The sequence below is a fragment of the Actinokineospora sp. NPDC051303 genome (genome assembly GCF_055586285.1).
The window spans coordinates 1-15,317 of record NZ_JBVJIN010000005.1; the positions used below are offsets into that span (position 1 = coordinate 1).

The following is a 15,317-nucleotide window of genomic DNA, read 5'->3' on the forward strand; positions in this document are numbered from 1 at the left end:
CCGCCTCGCCGAGCTCCCCGAGGTGATCGCCACCATCACCGCCCTGGAGTTCTACCGCCTGGGCTGGACACCACGTTATGAATAACCCTCCCCATCGAGCGGACCCACAGAACCGGTCCTCCCCGAACGGGAACCGAGACCTATTCGCAGTCGCCCCCACCCCCGCCCGCGCCAAGGCCATCGCCGAGACCGCGAGGCGAGGACCCGCGCGCTTTAGTCACGGATGCGCCAAGGGCAGCCCTAGACGTTGTCACGACCCCGCACGATTCGAGGTCAACTCTCCACTTGGGGGTGACAAGTCCCCAGTCTTCGCACCACGATTGCGCCCACGTTCCAGCCCGAGTGACCGCGGTCACCTGGAGGCAAGGAGGCCGTGTGCTGAGCGTGCGCAATCTTCAGGTGCGCTACGGGCGTTCCGTGGCCGCGCTGCACGGTGTCGACCTCGACGTCCCCGCTGATGGCGTGCTCGCCGTGTTGGGGAGCAACGGCGCGGGTAAGTCGACGCTGTTGCGGGCGGTGTCGGGGACGCTGCGGTTGCATCGCGGGTCCGTGGTGGCGGGCTCGGTGGAGTTCGACGGCAGGCGGATCGACCGGGCCGATCCGGCGGCGATCGTGCGGCTCGGGGTGGTGGGGGTGCCCGAGGGCAGGCAGGTCTTCGCGCGGATGACCGTGGAGGAGAACCTGCGGGCGGGCGGGATCGGCGCGCGGGACGCGGCGCGGCGGGCGGCGGCGCGGGAGCGGGTGCACGAGTTGTTCCCGGTTCTGGCCGAGCGCGCGAAGCAGCGGGCCGGGCTGTTGTCCGGCGGCGAGCAGCAGATGCTGGCGATTGGGCGGGCGCTGATGTCGGGGCCGCGTCTGCTGCTGCTCGATGAGCCGTCGCTGGGGCTGGCGCCGAAGGTGGTGGCGCGGATCGGCGAGATCATCCGGGAGATCCACGCGCAGGGCACGGCGGTGGTGCTGGTCGAGCAGAACGCGGTGATGGCGCTGCGGGTCGCCGAGCACGCGGCGGTGCTGGAGGTCGGGCGGGTCGCGTTGCGCGGCACGGCGGCCGAGCTGGCCGCAAGCGACGACGTCCAGCGGCTCTACCTGGGTGGGCACGCCGAATCCGGGAGCGAGGCGCACTGGCGGCACGCGGGCCGCACGCTGACGAGGTGGGCGCGATGAGCCTGGCGCCACTGCGGGTGGAGAACGTCACCCTGACCTTCGGCGGCATCCGCGCGCTGGACGACGTGTCGTTCACCGTGGCCCCGGGGACCGTGCACGCGCTGATCGGGCCGAACGGCGCGGGAAAGTCCAGTTGCTTCAACGTGATCAGCGGCGTCTACCGGGCCACGTCGGGCCGGGTTCTGTTCGGTGACACCGAGTTGACCAGGTTGCGCGCGCACAAGCTGGCGAAAATCGGCGTGGGGCGGGCGTTTCAGAACACGGCGCTGTCGGCGCGGTCCACGGTGCTGGACAACGTGATGCTCGGCAGGCACGTGCTCACCCGAGGCAACTTCCTCACCGACGGGCTGCGGCTGACCGCCCGCGAGGAACGACGGCACCTCGCGCGGGCGGCGGAGATTTGCGCGTTCCTCGGCATCGGCGACGTGCTGCACGTGCCGGTCGCCGCGCTCCCGTACGGCGCGGCGAAACGGGTCGACATCGCCAGGGCGCTGGCCGTCGAGCCGACGTTGCTGCTGCTCGACGAGCCCGCCGCGGGCATGAACGCCGCCGAGACCGCCGAGATGGCGGCGACGATCGGCGATCTGCGGGCCGCGCTGGGCATCTCGGTTCTGTTGGTGGAGCACGACATGAGCCTGGTCATGGGCATCGCCGACCGGGTCACGGTGCTCGACTTCGGCAAGCGGATCGCCGACGGCAGCCCAGCCGAGGTGCGGTCCGACCCGGATGTGATCCGGGCCTATCTTGGCGCGGAGGAACCGGCGTGAACACCTTCCTGCAACTGGTTGTCAACGGCCTGGGCAAAGGCGCGGTGTTCGCGCTGCTGGCCCTGGGATTCGTGGTCATCTTCAAGGCGACCGAGGTGGTGAACTTCGCGCACGGCTCGCTGGTCCTCTTCGGCGGCTATCTCGTCGTGGTCACCCGCGAGTCGCTGGGCTGGGTCGGGGCGTCGCTGGTCGGCATCCTCAGCGCGGCACTGCTGGCGATCGCGGTGGAGCGGCTGCTGCTGTCGCGGGCCCGGTTCGCCGACGCGAACAGCTTGGCGCTGCTGACGATCGGGCTCGACGTGATCATCACCGAGGAGGTCGTGCGCAGGCTCGGCGTGCGGCTGCCGTTCCTGGGCGAGGCGTGGGACGCGCAGCCGCTCCAGGTCGGCGGGATCACCCTGTTCCGCACGCATCTGGTGGCACTGGCGGTGAGCGCGGTGCTGATCACCGCGTTCTTCCTGGCGTTCCGGTATTCCAACTGGGGTGTGGCGATGCGCGCGCAGGCGGAGAACCGCGAGGCGGCCGCGCTGATGGGCATCCGGTCGTCGCGGGTCACCGCGACGGCGTGGCTGGTGGCGGGCGCGCTGGCGGGGGTGGCGGTGCTGTTCATCGCCACGCAGGACTTCTCCGGCTCCGGGCTTTCCCGTGGGACGCACTCGATCGCGCTGGCCGCGTTCCCGGCGGCGATCCTCGGCGGCCTCGACTCGACGGCGGGCGCGGTCGTGGGCGGGTTGGTCGTCGGGCTCGCCGAAGCCCTATCGGCGCAGTACATCTCGTTCGACTTCTCCAAGAGCGCGGTGTTCCTGGTGATGCTGGTCGTGTTGGCGCTGCGGCCGTCCGGGCTGTTCGGGACGAGGGAGAGCACCCGTGTCTGACGTCGTTCTGGAGAAGACAGCGCCCCCGAAAACCCTTGTTCCTGCCCCGGAAACCGGTCGCGGGCGGTGGATGCGGCGGTTGGCGTGGGTCGCGCTGCTGCTGGTGCTCGCGGCGCTGCCGCTGTACCTGGACACGGCGTGGCTCAAGGCCGGGCAGTACGTGATGATCGGCGGTGTCGGCGCGATCGGGCTGACCATGCTCGTCGGGCAGGCGGGCCAGTTGTCGCTGGCGCACGCGTTCTTCCTGTTGGTCGGCGCGACCGGCTACACCGTCCTTTCCGGACCGACCGACGACGGCCGGGTGTTCGGGCTCGGTCTCGACCCCGGGCTGGCGCTGGTCGGCGCGGTGCTGCTGGCGGCGCTGCTCGGGCTCGCGTTCGCGCCCGTGGCCGGTCGGCTGCGCGGGATCTACCTGGGTGTCGCGTCATTGTCCCTGGTGTTCCTCGGGCTCTACTTTGGACAGTCTGCGGAGACGCTGACCGGTGGCACCTCCACTGGCCGAACACCCGCTACGTTCGAGCTGTTCGGCTTCCCGTTCTCCAACGGCGGCCCGGAAATCGAGCTGCTGGGCGTGCCGATCCGGCAGGCGGAGCGCACCTGGTACCTGTTCCTCGTCCTGACCGCGGTCGCGTTCCTGCTGGCCCGCGGCGCGGTGCGCGGGCGGGTCGGCCGGGCGTGGCGGGCCGTGCGGGACAACGAGGCGTCGGCGACCGCGATGGGCGTCGACGTCACCCGGGCCAAGGCGGGCGCGTTCGCGGTGTCCTCGGCGTACGCGGGCCTGGCCGGGGTGATGACCGCCCTGTGGTTCGACATCCTCAAGCCGGACGAGAGCGAGTACGGCACCTACGGCATCAACGTGTCCATCGCATTCCTGGCCATGGTGATCATCGGGGGGCTCGGCTCCGTCCCGGGCGCGCTGGTCGGCGCGCTCATCGTGCACGGGCTGCCGCAGGCCCTCGCGCTGTACTCGGCCGATCTCGGCCTGTTCGGCGAGACCGGCGGCAGCGCGCTGACCCCGGCGCTGATCAGCGCGTTCGTCTACGGCGCGGCGATCGTGCTTGTCGTGCTGTTCGAACCCGGCGGCCTGGCCGCGATCGGCCGCCGGATCACCAGTCGCGGGCTGTCCCGCGAATCCCCCGAGGAGGACCCGTCATGAGCAGCACTCCGACGCGCTTCGCAGCCTGCGCAGCGCTTTCCGCCGCCCTCGTGCTGTCCGCGTGCGGCACCAAGGGCGGGGGCTCCGGTTCGTCCGACCCCGGCGCCGATGGGGTGAGAGCCGGGACCGGGGTATCCGCGACCGACATCACCCTGGGTGTGATGACCGACAAGACCGGGGTGTTCAAGAACCTCGGCCTCGGCATCACGCAGGGAAACGAGTTGTGGGCCAAGGACGTCAACGCCGCGGGCGGCATCTGCGGGCGGCAGGTGAAGCTGGAGGTCGTCGACCACGGCTACAAGGCCGACACCGCGAAGACCCTGTACCCGCAGATCGAGCCGAAGGTGGCGGGCTTCGTGCAGATGCTCGGCTCGCCGGTGGTGGCCGCGCTCAAGCAGAACCTGTCGGAGGACAAGGCGGTCGCGGTGCCCGCGTCCTGGTCGTCTGAGCTGTTGGACAACCCGTACGTGATGATCGTCGGCACCACCTACGACGTGGAGATGATCGACGGCCTGTCCTACTTGCAGGAGAAGAACCTGATCGCCGACGGGGACACCATCGGCCACATCTACATCGACGGCGAGTACGGCCAGAACGGGCTGCGCGGCTCGAAATACTATGCGAGCAAGCACAACCTGACCGTCAAGGAAGTGAAGATCACCTCGACGGACACCGACCTGACCAACATCGTCACCGGCCTCAAGGGCGACGGCGTGAAGGCCATCCTGCTGACGACTTCCCCGCCGCAGACCGGTTCCGTCGCCGCGGTGAACAAGGCGCTCGGCCTGAACGTGCCGCTGCTGGGCAACAACCCCGTGTTCGACCCGGCGCTGCTCAAGAGCCCGGCGGCGGGCGCGCTGGACAAGCTGCACATCGTCGCCAGCAGCGTCCCGTTCTCCGCGGACCTGCCCAAGGCGAAGGACGTCGCGGCGAAGTACAAGGCGGCGTATCGGGAACCGGCCAACAGCGGCATCCCCTACGGCTACGCGGTGGGCGAGGTCTGGGGCTCGGTGCTGAAGAAGGCGTGCGCGAACAAGGACCTCACCCGCGACGGCATCGCCAAGGCGCTCAAGGAAACCACGTCGGCAGGCACCGAGAACCTGGTGGCGGCGCTGGACTTCTCCAAGCCTGGCGCCCCGGCCACCCGCCAGGTGTACGTGGCCCAGCCGGACCCGGGCGCCGAGGGCGGCGTGAAGTACGTCAAGCCGCTGTTCGAGGCTCCCGAGGCCAAGGATTACGTGGCGCCGCACCAGAAGTAGCCGCTACGGGCTGGTGAGGCCCGCCGCGCCCGCGCCCCGGCTGAGGACGATGTTCTCGGTCCGGGCGCGGGCTTCGGCTTTGCGCCCGGCGGCGACGGTGGTGTCGGTGGTGAGGTCGCGCAGCCGGATCGGCGGCCCCAGGTCCACCAGGGTCGGAATGTACTCGGCCTTGTCGACCGTCCACTGTGTACCGGACTTGGTGAACCGGAACCGCGCCAGCACGCCCTCTTCCGTGACGCCCTTGGGCTGCTCGTGCCGGGCGACCTGGTTGCCCAGGCCGTAGGCGACCCACTTGCCCTCGACCTTCTCGAACGGCTGCACCACGTGCGCGTGGTGGCCGATGATCAGGTCGACGGCCGGGTCGCCCAGCAGGGCCTTGGCGACGCGCACCTGCTCGGCGGTGGGCTCGTGCCTGCCTTCGACACCCCAGTGCAGGCTGGCGACCACGACCTGCGCCCCAGCCGCGCGGGCGGCGCGCGCCTCGGCCAGGACGGCGGCGGGGTCGAGCAGGTTCACCAGCCAGGGGCTGCCCTCGGGCCGCGCGGTGCCCTGGTTGAGCCCGAAGGTGTAGGACACGAATCCGACCTTGACCCCGGCGACCTCGCGGATGAGCGGAGTCGCGGCCTCCCGCGCCGACCGGGCCGAGCCGGTGTGGGCGATCCGCGCGGCGTCCAGCGCGTCGAGGGTCTTCGCGACGCCGGTCGGGCCTTGGTCGAGGGTGTGGTTCGACGCGGTCGAGCAGGTGTCGAACCCGCTGGCCGCCAGCCCGGCCGCCAGCTCCGGCGGGGCGTTGAACCTGGGGTAGCCGCGAAACGGGCCCTCGGCGCCCGCGATCGGCACCTCAAGGTGGCACACCGCCACATCAGCCCGGTCGAGAACGGGTTTGACGCCCGCGAACAGCGGCGCGTAGTCGCGGGCGCCGCCGCCGTCCGCCTCGGCCTGCGCGGTCAGGGCCGGGTGGATGAGGATGTCGCCGCCCGCGACCACGGTGAACGACGCCGGGGCGCTGGGCTGCGGCGGGGTTGGCGCGGGCCCGACCGTCGGCTCGCCGAGGCAGCCCGCGAGCAGAACCCCGCTGACCAGGGAGAACAGGCGACTCCACACCCGCGCACCCTAACCGCGCCCGGGTGCTACGGCGCGTCGAACAGCGCGCTGACCGACTCTCCGTTGTGGATGCGCCGCATCGCCTCGGCCAGGGCGGGCGCGACCGAGAGGACGGTGAGCTTGTCGGTGCGCTCCCCGGCCGGGATCGGCACGGTGTTGGTGCAGACGATCTCCAGCACCTCCGGCTCGTCGCCGATGCGCTTGAGCGCGCCCCCGGCGAACAGCCCGTGCGTGCAGGCCACCCGCACCGACCGGGCGCCGCGCTCGCGCAGCCGGGCGAGCAGTTCGATGACGGTGCTGCCCTTGGCGATCTCGTCGTCCAGCACGATCACGTCGCGGCCTTCGATCTCGCCGATGACCGAGGTGATGGTGACCCGGTCGTCGGCGAACCGCTGCTTCGCCCCGGCCGCCACCGGCACGCCCAGCAGCCGCGCGAACCTCGCCGCCTCTTTCGCGTTACCCAGATCGGGTGAGACGACGGTGGTGTTTGACAGGTCGTGCCGCCGGAAGTGGCCCGCGAGTTCCCGCAGCGCGTGCAGGTGGTCCACCGGCACGCTGAAGAACCCGTGCACCTGCGGCGAGTGCAGGGTCATGGTCAGCACCCGGTCGGCCCCGGCGGCGACCATCAGGTCGGCCACCAGCCGTCCCCCGATCGAGATCCGCGGCGCGTCCTTCTTGTCCGACCGCGCGTAGGCGTAGTGCGGCATGACGACGGTGATCCGCGACGCGGACGCCCCGCGCGCGGCGTCGACCATCAGCAGCAGCTCGACCAGGTTCTCCTGCACCGGCCGGACCAGCGGCTGGATGAGGAAGACGTCCCGCTCCCGGCAGTTCGCCTGCAACTGCACCTCAAGGCAGTCGTTGGCGAAGCGCTGCACGAGCACCGGGTGCAGCGGGGCGCCGAGGTGCGCGGCGATCTCCGCGGCCAACTCCGGGTGGGCACTGCCGCTGAACAAGGCGATGTCCCGCACTGTCTCTCCTACCTGGACTGTTGGGGTCGCTGCGCCCAACCTTAGGTCCTCCCGGTAAGTGGCTTAGCCCACCCGGCTCTTAGCCGTGGATGCGGCCCGACAGCCCGGTCAGCCGCTGCCCCTTGCCGCCCCAGCGCAGCGCGATGATCTCGGCGGCGATCGACACCGCCGTCTCCTCCGGAGTGCGCGCGCCCAGGTCTAGCCCGATCGGCGAGGACAGCGCGGACAGCTCGTCCTCGGTCAGGCCCGCTTCCCGCAGCCGCGCCATCCGGTCGTCGTGGGTGCGCCGGGAGCCCATCGCGCCCACGTAGCCGAGCTTGCCGCGCAGCGCGACCTCAAGGACCGGCACGTCGAACTTGGGGTCGTGGGTCAGGACGGTCACCACGGTGCGCTCGTCCACCCGGCCCGCCGCCAGTTCCGCGCGCAGGTACCGGTGCGGCCAGTCGACCACCACCTCGTGCGCACCGGGGAAGCGGCTGGTGGTGGCGAAGATCGGGCGGGCGTCGCAGACCGTGACCCGGTAGCCGAGATAAGAGCCCATGCGCGCCATGGCCGCAGCGAAATCGATCGCGCCGAAGACCAGCATCCGAGGCGGCGGCTCGAACGCGCTGACGAAAACCGTCATGCCCTCGCCGCGCCGTTCGCCGTCCAAGCCGTAGCCGATGGCCGCGCTGCGGCCGGACGCCAGGAGGCCGCGGGCGTCGTCAACCAGGGCAGCGTCGATCCGGTCGGACCCGGTGGTTCCCGCCGACCGGTCTGGCCAGACGACTAGGCGGCGGCCCAGCCTGGCCGGGTCCGGGTGCGCGACGATGGTGGCCAGGGCGACCGGGACCTCGGCCCGGACCGAGTCGACCAGGTCGGACAGCGCCGGAAAGGACTCCCGGTCCATCCGCTCGATGAAGACGTCGATGGTCCCGCCGCAGGTCAGGCCGACGGCGAAGGCGTCGTCGTCGCTGACGCCGTAACGCTGCAAGACAGGCTTACCGCTGGCTAAGACCTCGCGGCCGAGTTCGTAGACCGCACCTTCGACACAGCCGCCGGACACGCTGCCCGCGACCGTCCCGTCCGCGGCGACCAGCATGGCCGCGCCCGCGGCGCGCGGGGCGGAGGAGAACGTGGCCACCACCGTGCCCACGGCGACCGGCTCCCCGGCGTCCCAGCGGCGGACCAGCTCGTCCAGCACGTCCCTCATGGCCCCAGTGTGGCGTTTATGCGACGTCCGCGGCCAGTTCCGCGAGGACCGCTCGGCATTCGGCGAGCACGCGCTTGCCGCGCTTGGTCGTGCGGTAGCGGCGGACGCGGCGGCCGTCGACCACCTCGGTGCGGGACTTGAGCAGCCCCGCGTCCTGTAAGCGGTGCAGCAGCGGGTAGAGCGTGCCCGGCGACACGCGGTGTCCGCGCGCGGACAGCCGCTCGCTCAGCAGCGCGCCGTGGACCTCGGCGTCGGTGGCGTGCCGCAGCACGAGCAGGCGCAGCGCGCCGTTCCTGAACTCCCGGACGACATCCATCGACCCACGATATCGCAGACCGATATCGGATTCTCAAGCAAGAAATGACCTTTGCCACACAAGGAAAGCAGCCGCGCTATCGTGAGCCGATATCAAAGAATGTCCGGTAATCGTTGATGTTACGGCTGACACGAGAGTGTGAAACACGCCACCGGAACTCCGTCCCAGCGCGACAGGCCACCATGACCACCGGTAATGTTCCCTGGTCACAGCGTTGAAGAACCACCGAAAAGGTGAGAAATGCGTTCGCTCATATGACGATCGTCGATCACTCGCTATCCCTGTTCGACACCGTCGACCCGCTCGCCGACGCGGCTGAGCGCGGTCTCGCCGTCTTTCGCGCCGGACCCGAGAGCGCGCCCCGCACTCTCCTGGACATCCTCGCCACCACCGCGGCCCGCCACCCGGACGCCGACGCGGTGGACGACGGCACGACGGTCCTGACTTACCGGGCGCTGCTAGGCGAAATCGACGTCCTCCGGACCCGGTTGGCCGCGGCGGGCATCGGCCGCGGCGACCGGGTGGGCATCCGGGTCCCCTCGGGCACGACAGACCTCTACGTCGGCATCTTGGCCGTGCTCGCCGCGGGCGCGGCTTACGTGCCGGTCGACTTTGACGATCCCGACGAGCGCGCGGACCTGGTGTTCGGCGAGGCCGGGGTGTGCGCCGTGCTTGGCGCGGACCGGTCCATCACCCCGCTCGGCCCGCCCACGGGCACGCCGGGCGCGCCCACGGCAGACGACGACGCGTGGATCATCTTCACCTCCGGCAGCACCGGCAAGCCCAAGGGCGTCGCGGTGAGCCACCGCTCGGCAGCGGCGTTCGTGGACGCCGAGGCCGACCTGTTCCTGCCCGACGAGCCGATCGGCCCGACCGACCGCGTGCTGGCCGGGCTGTCGGTGGCCTTCGACGCCTCGTGCGAAGAGATGTGGCTGGCCTGGCGCAACGGCGCTTGCCTGGTGGCCGCCCCGCGGGCGCTGGTCCGCAGCGGCGTCGACCTGGGCCCCTGGCTGCTGGAGCGGGGCATCACGGTGGTCTCCACCGTGCCGACCCTGGCCGCGCTGTGGCCAGCCGAGGCGCTGGACGACGTGCGGCTGCTGATCTTCGGCGGCGAGGCGTGCCCGCCGGAGCTGGCCGAGCGGCTGGCCGTCGCGGGCCGCGAGGTGTGGAACACCTACGGCCCGACCGAGGCGACCGTGGTGGCCTGCGCGGCGCTGATGACCGGCGACGGCCCGGTCCGCATCGGCCTGCCGCTGGACGGCTGGGAGCTGGCCGTGGTGGACGAGGCGGGCGAGCTGGTCCCGATGGGCGGCACCGGCGAGTTGGTCATCGGCGGCGCTGGCCTGGCCCGCTACCTCGACCCGGACAAGGACGCCGAGAAGTTCGCCCCGCTGCCCGCGCTGTCCTGGGATCGCGCGTACCGCAGCGGCGACCTGGTCAAGGCAGAGCCCGAGGGCCTGCTGTTCCTGGGCCGCGCGGACGAGCAGATCAAGCTCGGCGGCAGGCGCATCGAGCTGGGCGAGGTCGACGCCGCGCTCCAGGCGCTGCCCGGGGTCGCGGGGGCCGCCGCCGCGGTGCGCGCGACCAAGGCGGGCAACCAGCTCCTGGTCGGCTACGTCGTCACGCACGAGGGTTTCGCCGCCGCCGCCGCGGTCGACCGGCTGCGGGCGGCGCTGCCCGCCGCGCTGGTCCCGCTGATCGCCGTGGTCGACACGCTGCCGACCCGCACGTCCGGCAAGGTCGACCGGCACGCGCTGCCGTGGCCGCTGCCGCTGGACACCAGCGAGGTAGACACCGCCGCGCTGACCGACACCCAGCGCTGGCTGGCCGAACTGTGGCGCGACCTGCTCGGGGTCAGCGTGACCGACCTCGACGCCGACTTCTTCGCCAACGGCGGCGGCAGCCTCTCGGCCGCGCAGCTGGTGTCCCGGGTCCGCGAGACGTGCCCGAGCATCGCCGTGGCCGACCTCTACCAGCACCCGACGCTGGGCAAGCTGGCCGCGCGGATCGACGCGGCGTCGGCGAGCGTGCAGAGCGACCGGGTCGTGGCGCCCACGCCTGTCCGCGCGCAGGTAGTGCAGACGCTGCTTACCGTGCCGATGTTGACCGTGGTCGGCGCGCGGTGGGCGGTTGTCGTCGCCGCTCTGAACAACCTTCTCAGCCTGCCGTGGGCGCCTACCGTGTCCTGGTGGCTCGTGTTAGCGGGCTGGCTGGTCTTCCTGAGCCCGTGGGGCCGGATGGCGCTCGCGGCGGGCACGGCCCGGCTGCTGCTGCGCGGCGTCGAACCGGGCGCCTACCCGCGCGGCGGCAGCGTCCACCTGCGGCTGTGGGCCGCCGAGCGGATGGTCGAGCTGACCGGCGCGGCGAACCTCGCGGGCGCGCCCTGGATGACGCACTACGCGCGGGCGCTGGGCGCGCGCATCGGCGACGACGTCGACCTGCACTCGCTGCCGCCGGTCACCGGCCTGCTGCGGCTGGGCCGGGGCGCGGCGGTGGAGCCCGAGGTAGACCTGTCCGGGCACTGGTTGGACGGCGACACCCTGCACATCGGCCGGGTCCGGATCGACGCGCACGCCACTGTCGGCGCGCGGAGCACGCTGTTTCCCGGCGCGCGGGTAGGCAAACGCGCCGAGGTCGCGCCCGGCTCGGCCGTCGTGGGCGCCGTGCCCGCCGGTCAGCGCTGGTCCGGCGCGCCCGCGACCCGCACCGGCAAGGCAAGCCACGCGGGCAAGCGGCCCACGCGGCGCAAGCGCTGGGTCGCGGTCTACGCGGCCACCTCGTTCGCGCTGAGCCTGCTGCCGGTCGCGGCGGCCGTGCCCGCGCTACTGGTGCTCGCCGCGTTCCTCGACGGCTCGGCCACCCTCGGCGCGGGCCTGGCGAGCGCGCTGCTCGGCGTGCCCGCCGCGACCGTGGTCTGGATGGCCGCCTACGCGCTGCTGGTGCTGGGGTCGGTGCGTGCTCTCTCGATCGGCCTGCGCGCCGGACAGCACGCCATGCACAGCCGCGTCGCCTGGCAGGCGTGGGCCACCGAGCGGCTGATGGACCTGGCCCGGGTCGGGCTGTTCCCGCTCTACGCGAGCCTGTTCACCCCGGTGTGGCTGCGGATGCTGGGCATGAAGGTCGGCAGGCGCGTCGAGGCGTCCACGGTGCTGGCGCTGCCGAGCATGACCACGGTCGGCGACGGCGCGTTCCTCGCCGACGACACCATGATCGGCTCCTACGAGCTCGGCGGCGGCTGGCTGCGGATCGCGAAGGCGAGCGTCGGCAAGCGGGCTTTCCTGGGCAACTCCGGGATGACCGCGCCGGGTCGCGCGGTGCCTAAGCGCGGACTGGTAGGCGTGTTGTCTTCGACACCTAAGAAGGCCAAAGCGGGGTCCTCTTATCTCGGGATGCCGCCGATAAAGCTGCCGCGCACTGTCGAGGCGGCCGACGAGAGCACCACGTTCGACCCGCCGACGCGGCTCATGGTCGCCCGCGCCCTGGTCGAGCTGTGCCGGGTCGTGCCGGTGATGGCCTCCGCGGCGCTGGCCGTGCTGGTCGCCGCGGGCTTCACGGCCGCGGGCTTCTGGCTGTCGCTCGCGCTCGGCGGCGTCCTGCTGGCCGCGGCGGGCGCGGTGGCGGGGACGGTCGCGGTGCTGGCCAAGTGGGCGCTGGTGGGCCGCTTCCGGGCCATCGAGCGGCCGCTGTGGAGTTCATTCGTGTGGCGCAACGAGCTGGCCGACACGTTCGTCGAGATGCTGGCCGTGCCGTGGATAGCCACCTCGGCGCAGGGCACGCCGCTGCTGGCGGTGTGGCTGCGCGGGCTCGGCGCGCGGATCGGGCGCGGCGCGTGGGTGGAGACGTACTGGCTGCCCGAGGCCGACCTGGTGCGGATCGGGTCGGGCGCGACGGTCAACCGGGGCTGTGTGCTGCAGACGCACCTGTTCCACGACCGGATCATGAGCATGGACACCGTGACCGTCGGCGACGGCGGCACCCTGGGCCCGCACGGCATCGTGCTGCCCGGGGCGGCGATCGGCGACCGCACCACGGTCGGCCCGGCGTCGCTGGTGATGCGCGGCGAGTCGGTGCCCTCGGCCACCCGCTGGCTGGGCAACCCGATCGCCGCGTGGCCGGTCAACCGCTGATGACCGTCCTGTTGAATGGGCGCATGGCTGATCCGGTGCGCGCGGGCAAACCCGGCGCGAGCACGTCGTCGGACGCTTACCTCCCGGCGCACGGCAACGGCGGCTACCGGGTCGCGCACTACGAGCTGGGCCTGGAGTACCGCGTCGGGCCGGGCAGGCTCGACGGCCGCGCCCGAATCACCGCCGTCGCCGAGCACGCGCTGTCCCGGTTCAGCCTCGACCTCGCCGGGCTGCGCGTGAACCGGGTCACGGTCAACGGCAAGGCCGTGCGCTACGCGCAGCGCGGCGCGAAGCTGCACGTGACCCCGCAGCGGGCGGTGCCCGCTGGCGCCGAGTTCGCCGTGGACATCCGCTACTCGGGCTCGCCCACGCCGATCCGCGGCCACTGGGGCGAGCTGGGCTGGGACTACCTGGACGACGGCGTGCTCGTGGCGAGCCAGCCGATCGGCGCGCCGTCCTGGTTCCCGTGCAACGACCATCCGAGCGACAAGGCGACTTACCGGATCGCGGTGACCACGGCTACCGCCTACCAGGTAGTGGTGACCGGGGCGCTGGAGTCGCGCCGGTCGTCGGCGAGCACCACGACGTGGGTCTACCGGCTGCCGCAGCCGACGCCCAGCTACCTGGTGAGCGTGCAGATCGGCCGGTATATCTCGCTCGACCTGGCCGGGGTCATGCACGCCACGGTGCCCGCGCGGCTGCTGACGCTGTTCGACCACGACTTCGGCAGGCAGGGGATGATGCTGGCCGAGTTCTCCCGGCTTTTCGGCCCGTACCCGTTCGACCGCTACGGCGTCGTCGTGGTCGACACCGACCTCGACGCCCCGGTGGAGGCCCAGTCGCTGTCGGTCTTCGGCGCTAACCACGTCGACGGTAAGCGCGGCTCGGAGCACCTGGTGGCGCACGAGTTGGCGCACCAGTGGTTCGGGAACAGCCTCACCGTCGCGCAGTGGCGGCACATCTGGCTCAACGAGGGCTTCGCGACCTACGCGGAGTGGCTGTGGTCGGCCGCGTCCGGCGGCGACCCCACCGACACCCACGCGCGCAGAGCGTGGCGGACGGTGGCCGCCGCGCCCCAGGACCTCCGGCTCGCCGACCCCGGCGTCACCCGCCTGTTCGACGACCGCGTCTACCTGCGCGGCGCCCTGACCCTGCACGCGCTGCGGCGGCGGCTGGGCGACGCGGCGTTCTTCACGCTGCTGGTCGAGTGGGCCTCGACGCACCGGCACGGGCTGGTGACGACCGAGCAGTTCACCGCGCTGGCGCAGAAGCACGCGCCAGAGCCGCTGACGGAGTTCTTCACCAGTTGGCTGTTCGACACCGCCCTGCCACCGCTCTAAGAACCGTTGGTGCGCCTGGCGCCGGTCACTCTCCCCTGGACTGACCGGCGCCAGGCGGGCTTCCCGCCGCACGCGCGGCCGGTAGCGTCGAGCCGGGCGCGGGAAGCGTCGGTGTGGCGTGGGGACCGGAGCAGCCCTGCTCGGGCTACCGCCCTCCCGGCCCCGACTCGGACACCGCCACGCGCCCGCGCCGGAAACCGTCGAGCGGGCACCGCATCGCGGTGACTCCGGCTTGGTTTCCCGAGGTCAATGATGCGCTCGCGCACCCCGCGTCGCGACTGATTTATCGCGGCGCCCCCGGGACGACCCCGACCCGGTTTTCAGGGTGCGCCCCCGATGCGCGCGGGCCGCGCGAGGGCGATTCTTGAGTCATGACGAACGACATCAAAACCCGCAAATTCCGCCGCAGCCGCTCCGACCGCATGGTGGCCGGGGTCTGCGGGGGCCTCGCGCGGATGCTCGGCGCCGACGCCGCCCTGATCCGGATCATCCTGGTCGCCGCGACCCTGCTCGGCTTCGGCACCGGCGCGCTGATCTACCTGGCCTGCTGGATCCTCGTGCCGGAAGACGAGCACTAAGGTCGGCGCGTGGCCGACCAGCAGCCGGTGTCGCGGACGGGGACCGCGAAGGCGCTCGTGCTGCTCGCGTCGGCCGCGCTGTTCGCCGCGGGCGGGGTGGTGTGCTTCCTGGTGGTGGTCTTCGGACCGGCGCTGGTCCGCGGGCACGGCTCACCGGTCGCCGCGGCGGTGGCGTACTCGGCCATCACCCTGCTCACCGTGGCCACCGCCGTCGTGCTGGCCATCCGCGCGCTGACGACCCGCCGGACAGTCCTGCTGGGCTGCGGAACCCTCCTGGTCGGCACACTGCTCGCCGTCGGCGCCCTGCTGGTGCTGCTGACGGTCTGACCCCGACGCCCGCCTGGCACATCTGTGCCACGGCGCGAAGCCGCCGAGCCTGGACGTATCCACGGTCGCGGACGCCCCTCTTACCAGTGTCAGAGTAAAAATACTCTTCCGCTCCGGAGGGAACGATGTGTCCTGGTCGGC

General features: G+C 71.9%; 13 protein-coding genes. 9 read left to right on the forward strand and 4 right to left on the reverse strand.

Translation table 11 applies throughout. The features are described 5' to 3' along the window. Nucleotides 1–375: 375 nt before the first annotated feature. The 5 genes from ACZ6SD_RS05515 (at nt 376) to ACZ6SD_RS05535 (ending at nt 5,221) form a co-directional block, all read left to right on the forward strand. Nucleotides 376–1,164: an ABC transporter ATP-binding protein gene (locus ACZ6SD_RS05515; protein ID WP_465315703.1), complete on the forward strand. Its 789-nt coding sequence runs from the start codon at nt 376–378 to the stop codon at nt 1,162–1,164. After that, nucleotides 1,161–1,931, forward strand: a complete 771-nt coding sequence (locus ACZ6SD_RS05520) for an ABC transporter ATP-binding protein (RefSeq protein ID WP_465315704.1) — start codon at nt 1,161–1,163, stop codon at nt 1,929–1,931. Before ACZ6SD_RS05515 ends, ACZ6SD_RS05520 begins: the two co-directional genes overlap by 4 nt. Beyond that, nucleotides 1,928–2,806, forward strand: a complete 879-nt coding sequence (locus ACZ6SD_RS05525; protein WP_465315705.1) for a branched-chain amino acid ABC transporter permease — start codon at nt 1,928–1,930, stop codon at nt 2,804–2,806. The genes ACZ6SD_RS05520 and ACZ6SD_RS05525 overlap by 4 nt, the downstream gene beginning before the upstream one ends. A gap of 70 nt (nt 2,807–2,876) precedes the next feature. Further along, nucleotides 2,877–3,962, forward strand: coding sequence for a branched-chain amino acid ABC transporter permease (locus tag ACZ6SD_RS05530; protein ID WP_465315885.1), 1,086 nt, complete (start codon nt 2,877–2,879; stop codon nt 3,960–3,962). Further along, the gene (locus ACZ6SD_RS05535; RefSeq protein WP_465315706.1) at nt 3,959–5,221 is read left to right on the forward strand and encodes an ABC transporter substrate-binding protein; all 1,263 of its coding nucleotides are present in this window, start codon (nt 3,959–3,961) and stop codon (nt 5,219–5,221) included. The genes ACZ6SD_RS05530 and ACZ6SD_RS05535 overlap by 4 nt, the downstream gene beginning before the upstream one ends. 3 nt (nt 5,222–5,224) lie before the next feature. On the opposite strand, the gene ACZ6SD_RS05540 is transcribed toward ACZ6SD_RS05535, so the two are convergent. The 4 genes from ACZ6SD_RS05540 to ACZ6SD_RS05555 all read right to left on the reverse strand — a co-directional run bounded on the left by ACZ6SD_RS05540 (nt 5,225) and on the right by ACZ6SD_RS05555 (nt 8,804). Beyond that, a complete protein-coding gene (locus ACZ6SD_RS05540) occupies nt 5,225–6,325 on the reverse strand; it encodes a CapA family protein (protein ID WP_465315707.1) in 1,101 nt (366 codons plus the stop codon). Between the two features lie 26 nt (nt 6,326–6,351). Continuing rightward, on the reverse strand, nt 6,352–7,296 hold the full coding sequence (locus ACZ6SD_RS05545; protein WP_465315708.1) for a ribose-phosphate diphosphokinase: 945 nt from the start codon (nt 7,294–7,296) through the stop codon (nt 6,352–6,354). 79 nt (nt 7,297–7,375) lie between these two features. After that, nucleotides 7,376–8,488, reverse strand: a complete 1,113-nt coding sequence (locus ACZ6SD_RS05550) for an XdhC family protein (RefSeq protein ID WP_465315709.1) — start codon at nt 8,486–8,488, stop codon at nt 7,376–7,378. 16 nt (nt 8,489–8,504) lie between these two features. Further along, nucleotides 8,505–8,804 carry a PadR family transcriptional regulator gene (locus tag ACZ6SD_RS05555; protein ID WP_465315710.1) on the reverse strand — a complete coding sequence of 100 codons (300 nt, stop codon included), beginning with the start codon at nt 8,802–8,804 and terminating at the stop codon, nt 8,505–8,507. Between the two features lie 254 nt (nt 8,805–9,058). On the opposite strand from ACZ6SD_RS05555, the gene ACZ6SD_RS05560 reads away from it, so the two are divergent. From ACZ6SD_RS05560 to ACZ6SD_RS05575, 4 genes are all read left to right on the forward strand, one after another. Continuing rightward, the gene (locus ACZ6SD_RS05560) at nt 9,059–12,931 is read left to right on the forward strand and encodes a Pls/PosA family non-ribosomal peptide synthetase (protein ID WP_465315711.1); all 3,873 of its coding nucleotides are present in this window, start codon (nt 9,059–9,061) and stop codon (nt 12,929–12,931) included. Nucleotides 12,932–12,954: 23 nt separating this feature from the next. After that, nucleotides 12,955–14,271, forward strand: a complete 1,317-nt coding sequence (locus ACZ6SD_RS05565; RefSeq protein ID WP_465315712.1) for a M1 family metallopeptidase — start codon at nt 12,955–12,957, stop codon at nt 14,269–14,271. A 371-nt stretch (nt 14,272–14,642) separates the two neighbouring features. Next, nucleotides 14,643–14,849, forward strand: a complete 207-nt coding sequence (locus ACZ6SD_RS05570; RefSeq protein ID WP_465315713.1) for a PspC domain-containing protein — start codon at nt 14,643–14,645, stop codon at nt 14,847–14,849. 9 nt (nt 14,850–14,858) lie between these two features. Further along, nucleotides 14,859–15,176, forward strand: a complete 318-nt coding sequence (locus ACZ6SD_RS05575) for a hypothetical protein (protein ID WP_465315714.1) — start codon at nt 14,859–14,861, stop codon at nt 15,174–15,176. Nucleotides 15,177–15,317 lie beyond the last annotated feature (141 nt).

What these genes read in the sequence shown, in the direction of transcription:
- ACZ6SD_RS05520 (WP_465315704.1), top strand. Translation starts at nt 1,161, where the DNA reads ATGAGCCTGGCGCCACTGCGGGTGGAGAACGTCACCCTGACCTTCGGC.
- ACZ6SD_RS05530 (WP_465315885.1), top strand. Translation starts at nt 2,877, where the DNA reads ATGCGGCGGTTGGCGTGGGTCGCGCTGCTGCTGGTGCTCGCGGCGCTG.
- ACZ6SD_RS05535 (WP_465315706.1), top strand. Translation starts at nt 3,959, where the DNA reads ATGAGCAGCACTCCGACGCGCTTCGCAGCCTGCGCAGCGCTTTCCGCC.
- ACZ6SD_RS05550 (WP_465315709.1), bottom strand. Translation starts at nt 8,488, where the DNA reads ATGAGGGACGTGCTGGACGAGCTGGTCCGCCGCTGGGACGCCGGGGAG.
- ACZ6SD_RS05555 (WP_465315710.1), bottom strand. Translation starts at nt 8,804, where the DNA reads ATGGATGTCGTCCGGGAGTTCAGGAACGGCGCGCTGCGCCTGCTCGTG.
- ACZ6SD_RS05560 (WP_465315711.1), top strand. Translation starts at nt 9,059, where the DNA reads ATGACGATCGTCGATCACTCGCTATCCCTGTTCGACACCGTCGACCCG.
- ACZ6SD_RS05565 (WP_465315712.1), top strand. Translation starts at nt 12,955, where the DNA reads ATGGCTGATCCGGTGCGCGCGGGCAAACCCGGCGCGAGCACGTCGTCG.
- ACZ6SD_RS05570 (WP_465315713.1), top strand. Translation starts at nt 14,643, where the DNA reads ATGACGAACGACATCAAAACCCGCAAATTCCGCCGCAGCCGCTCCGAC.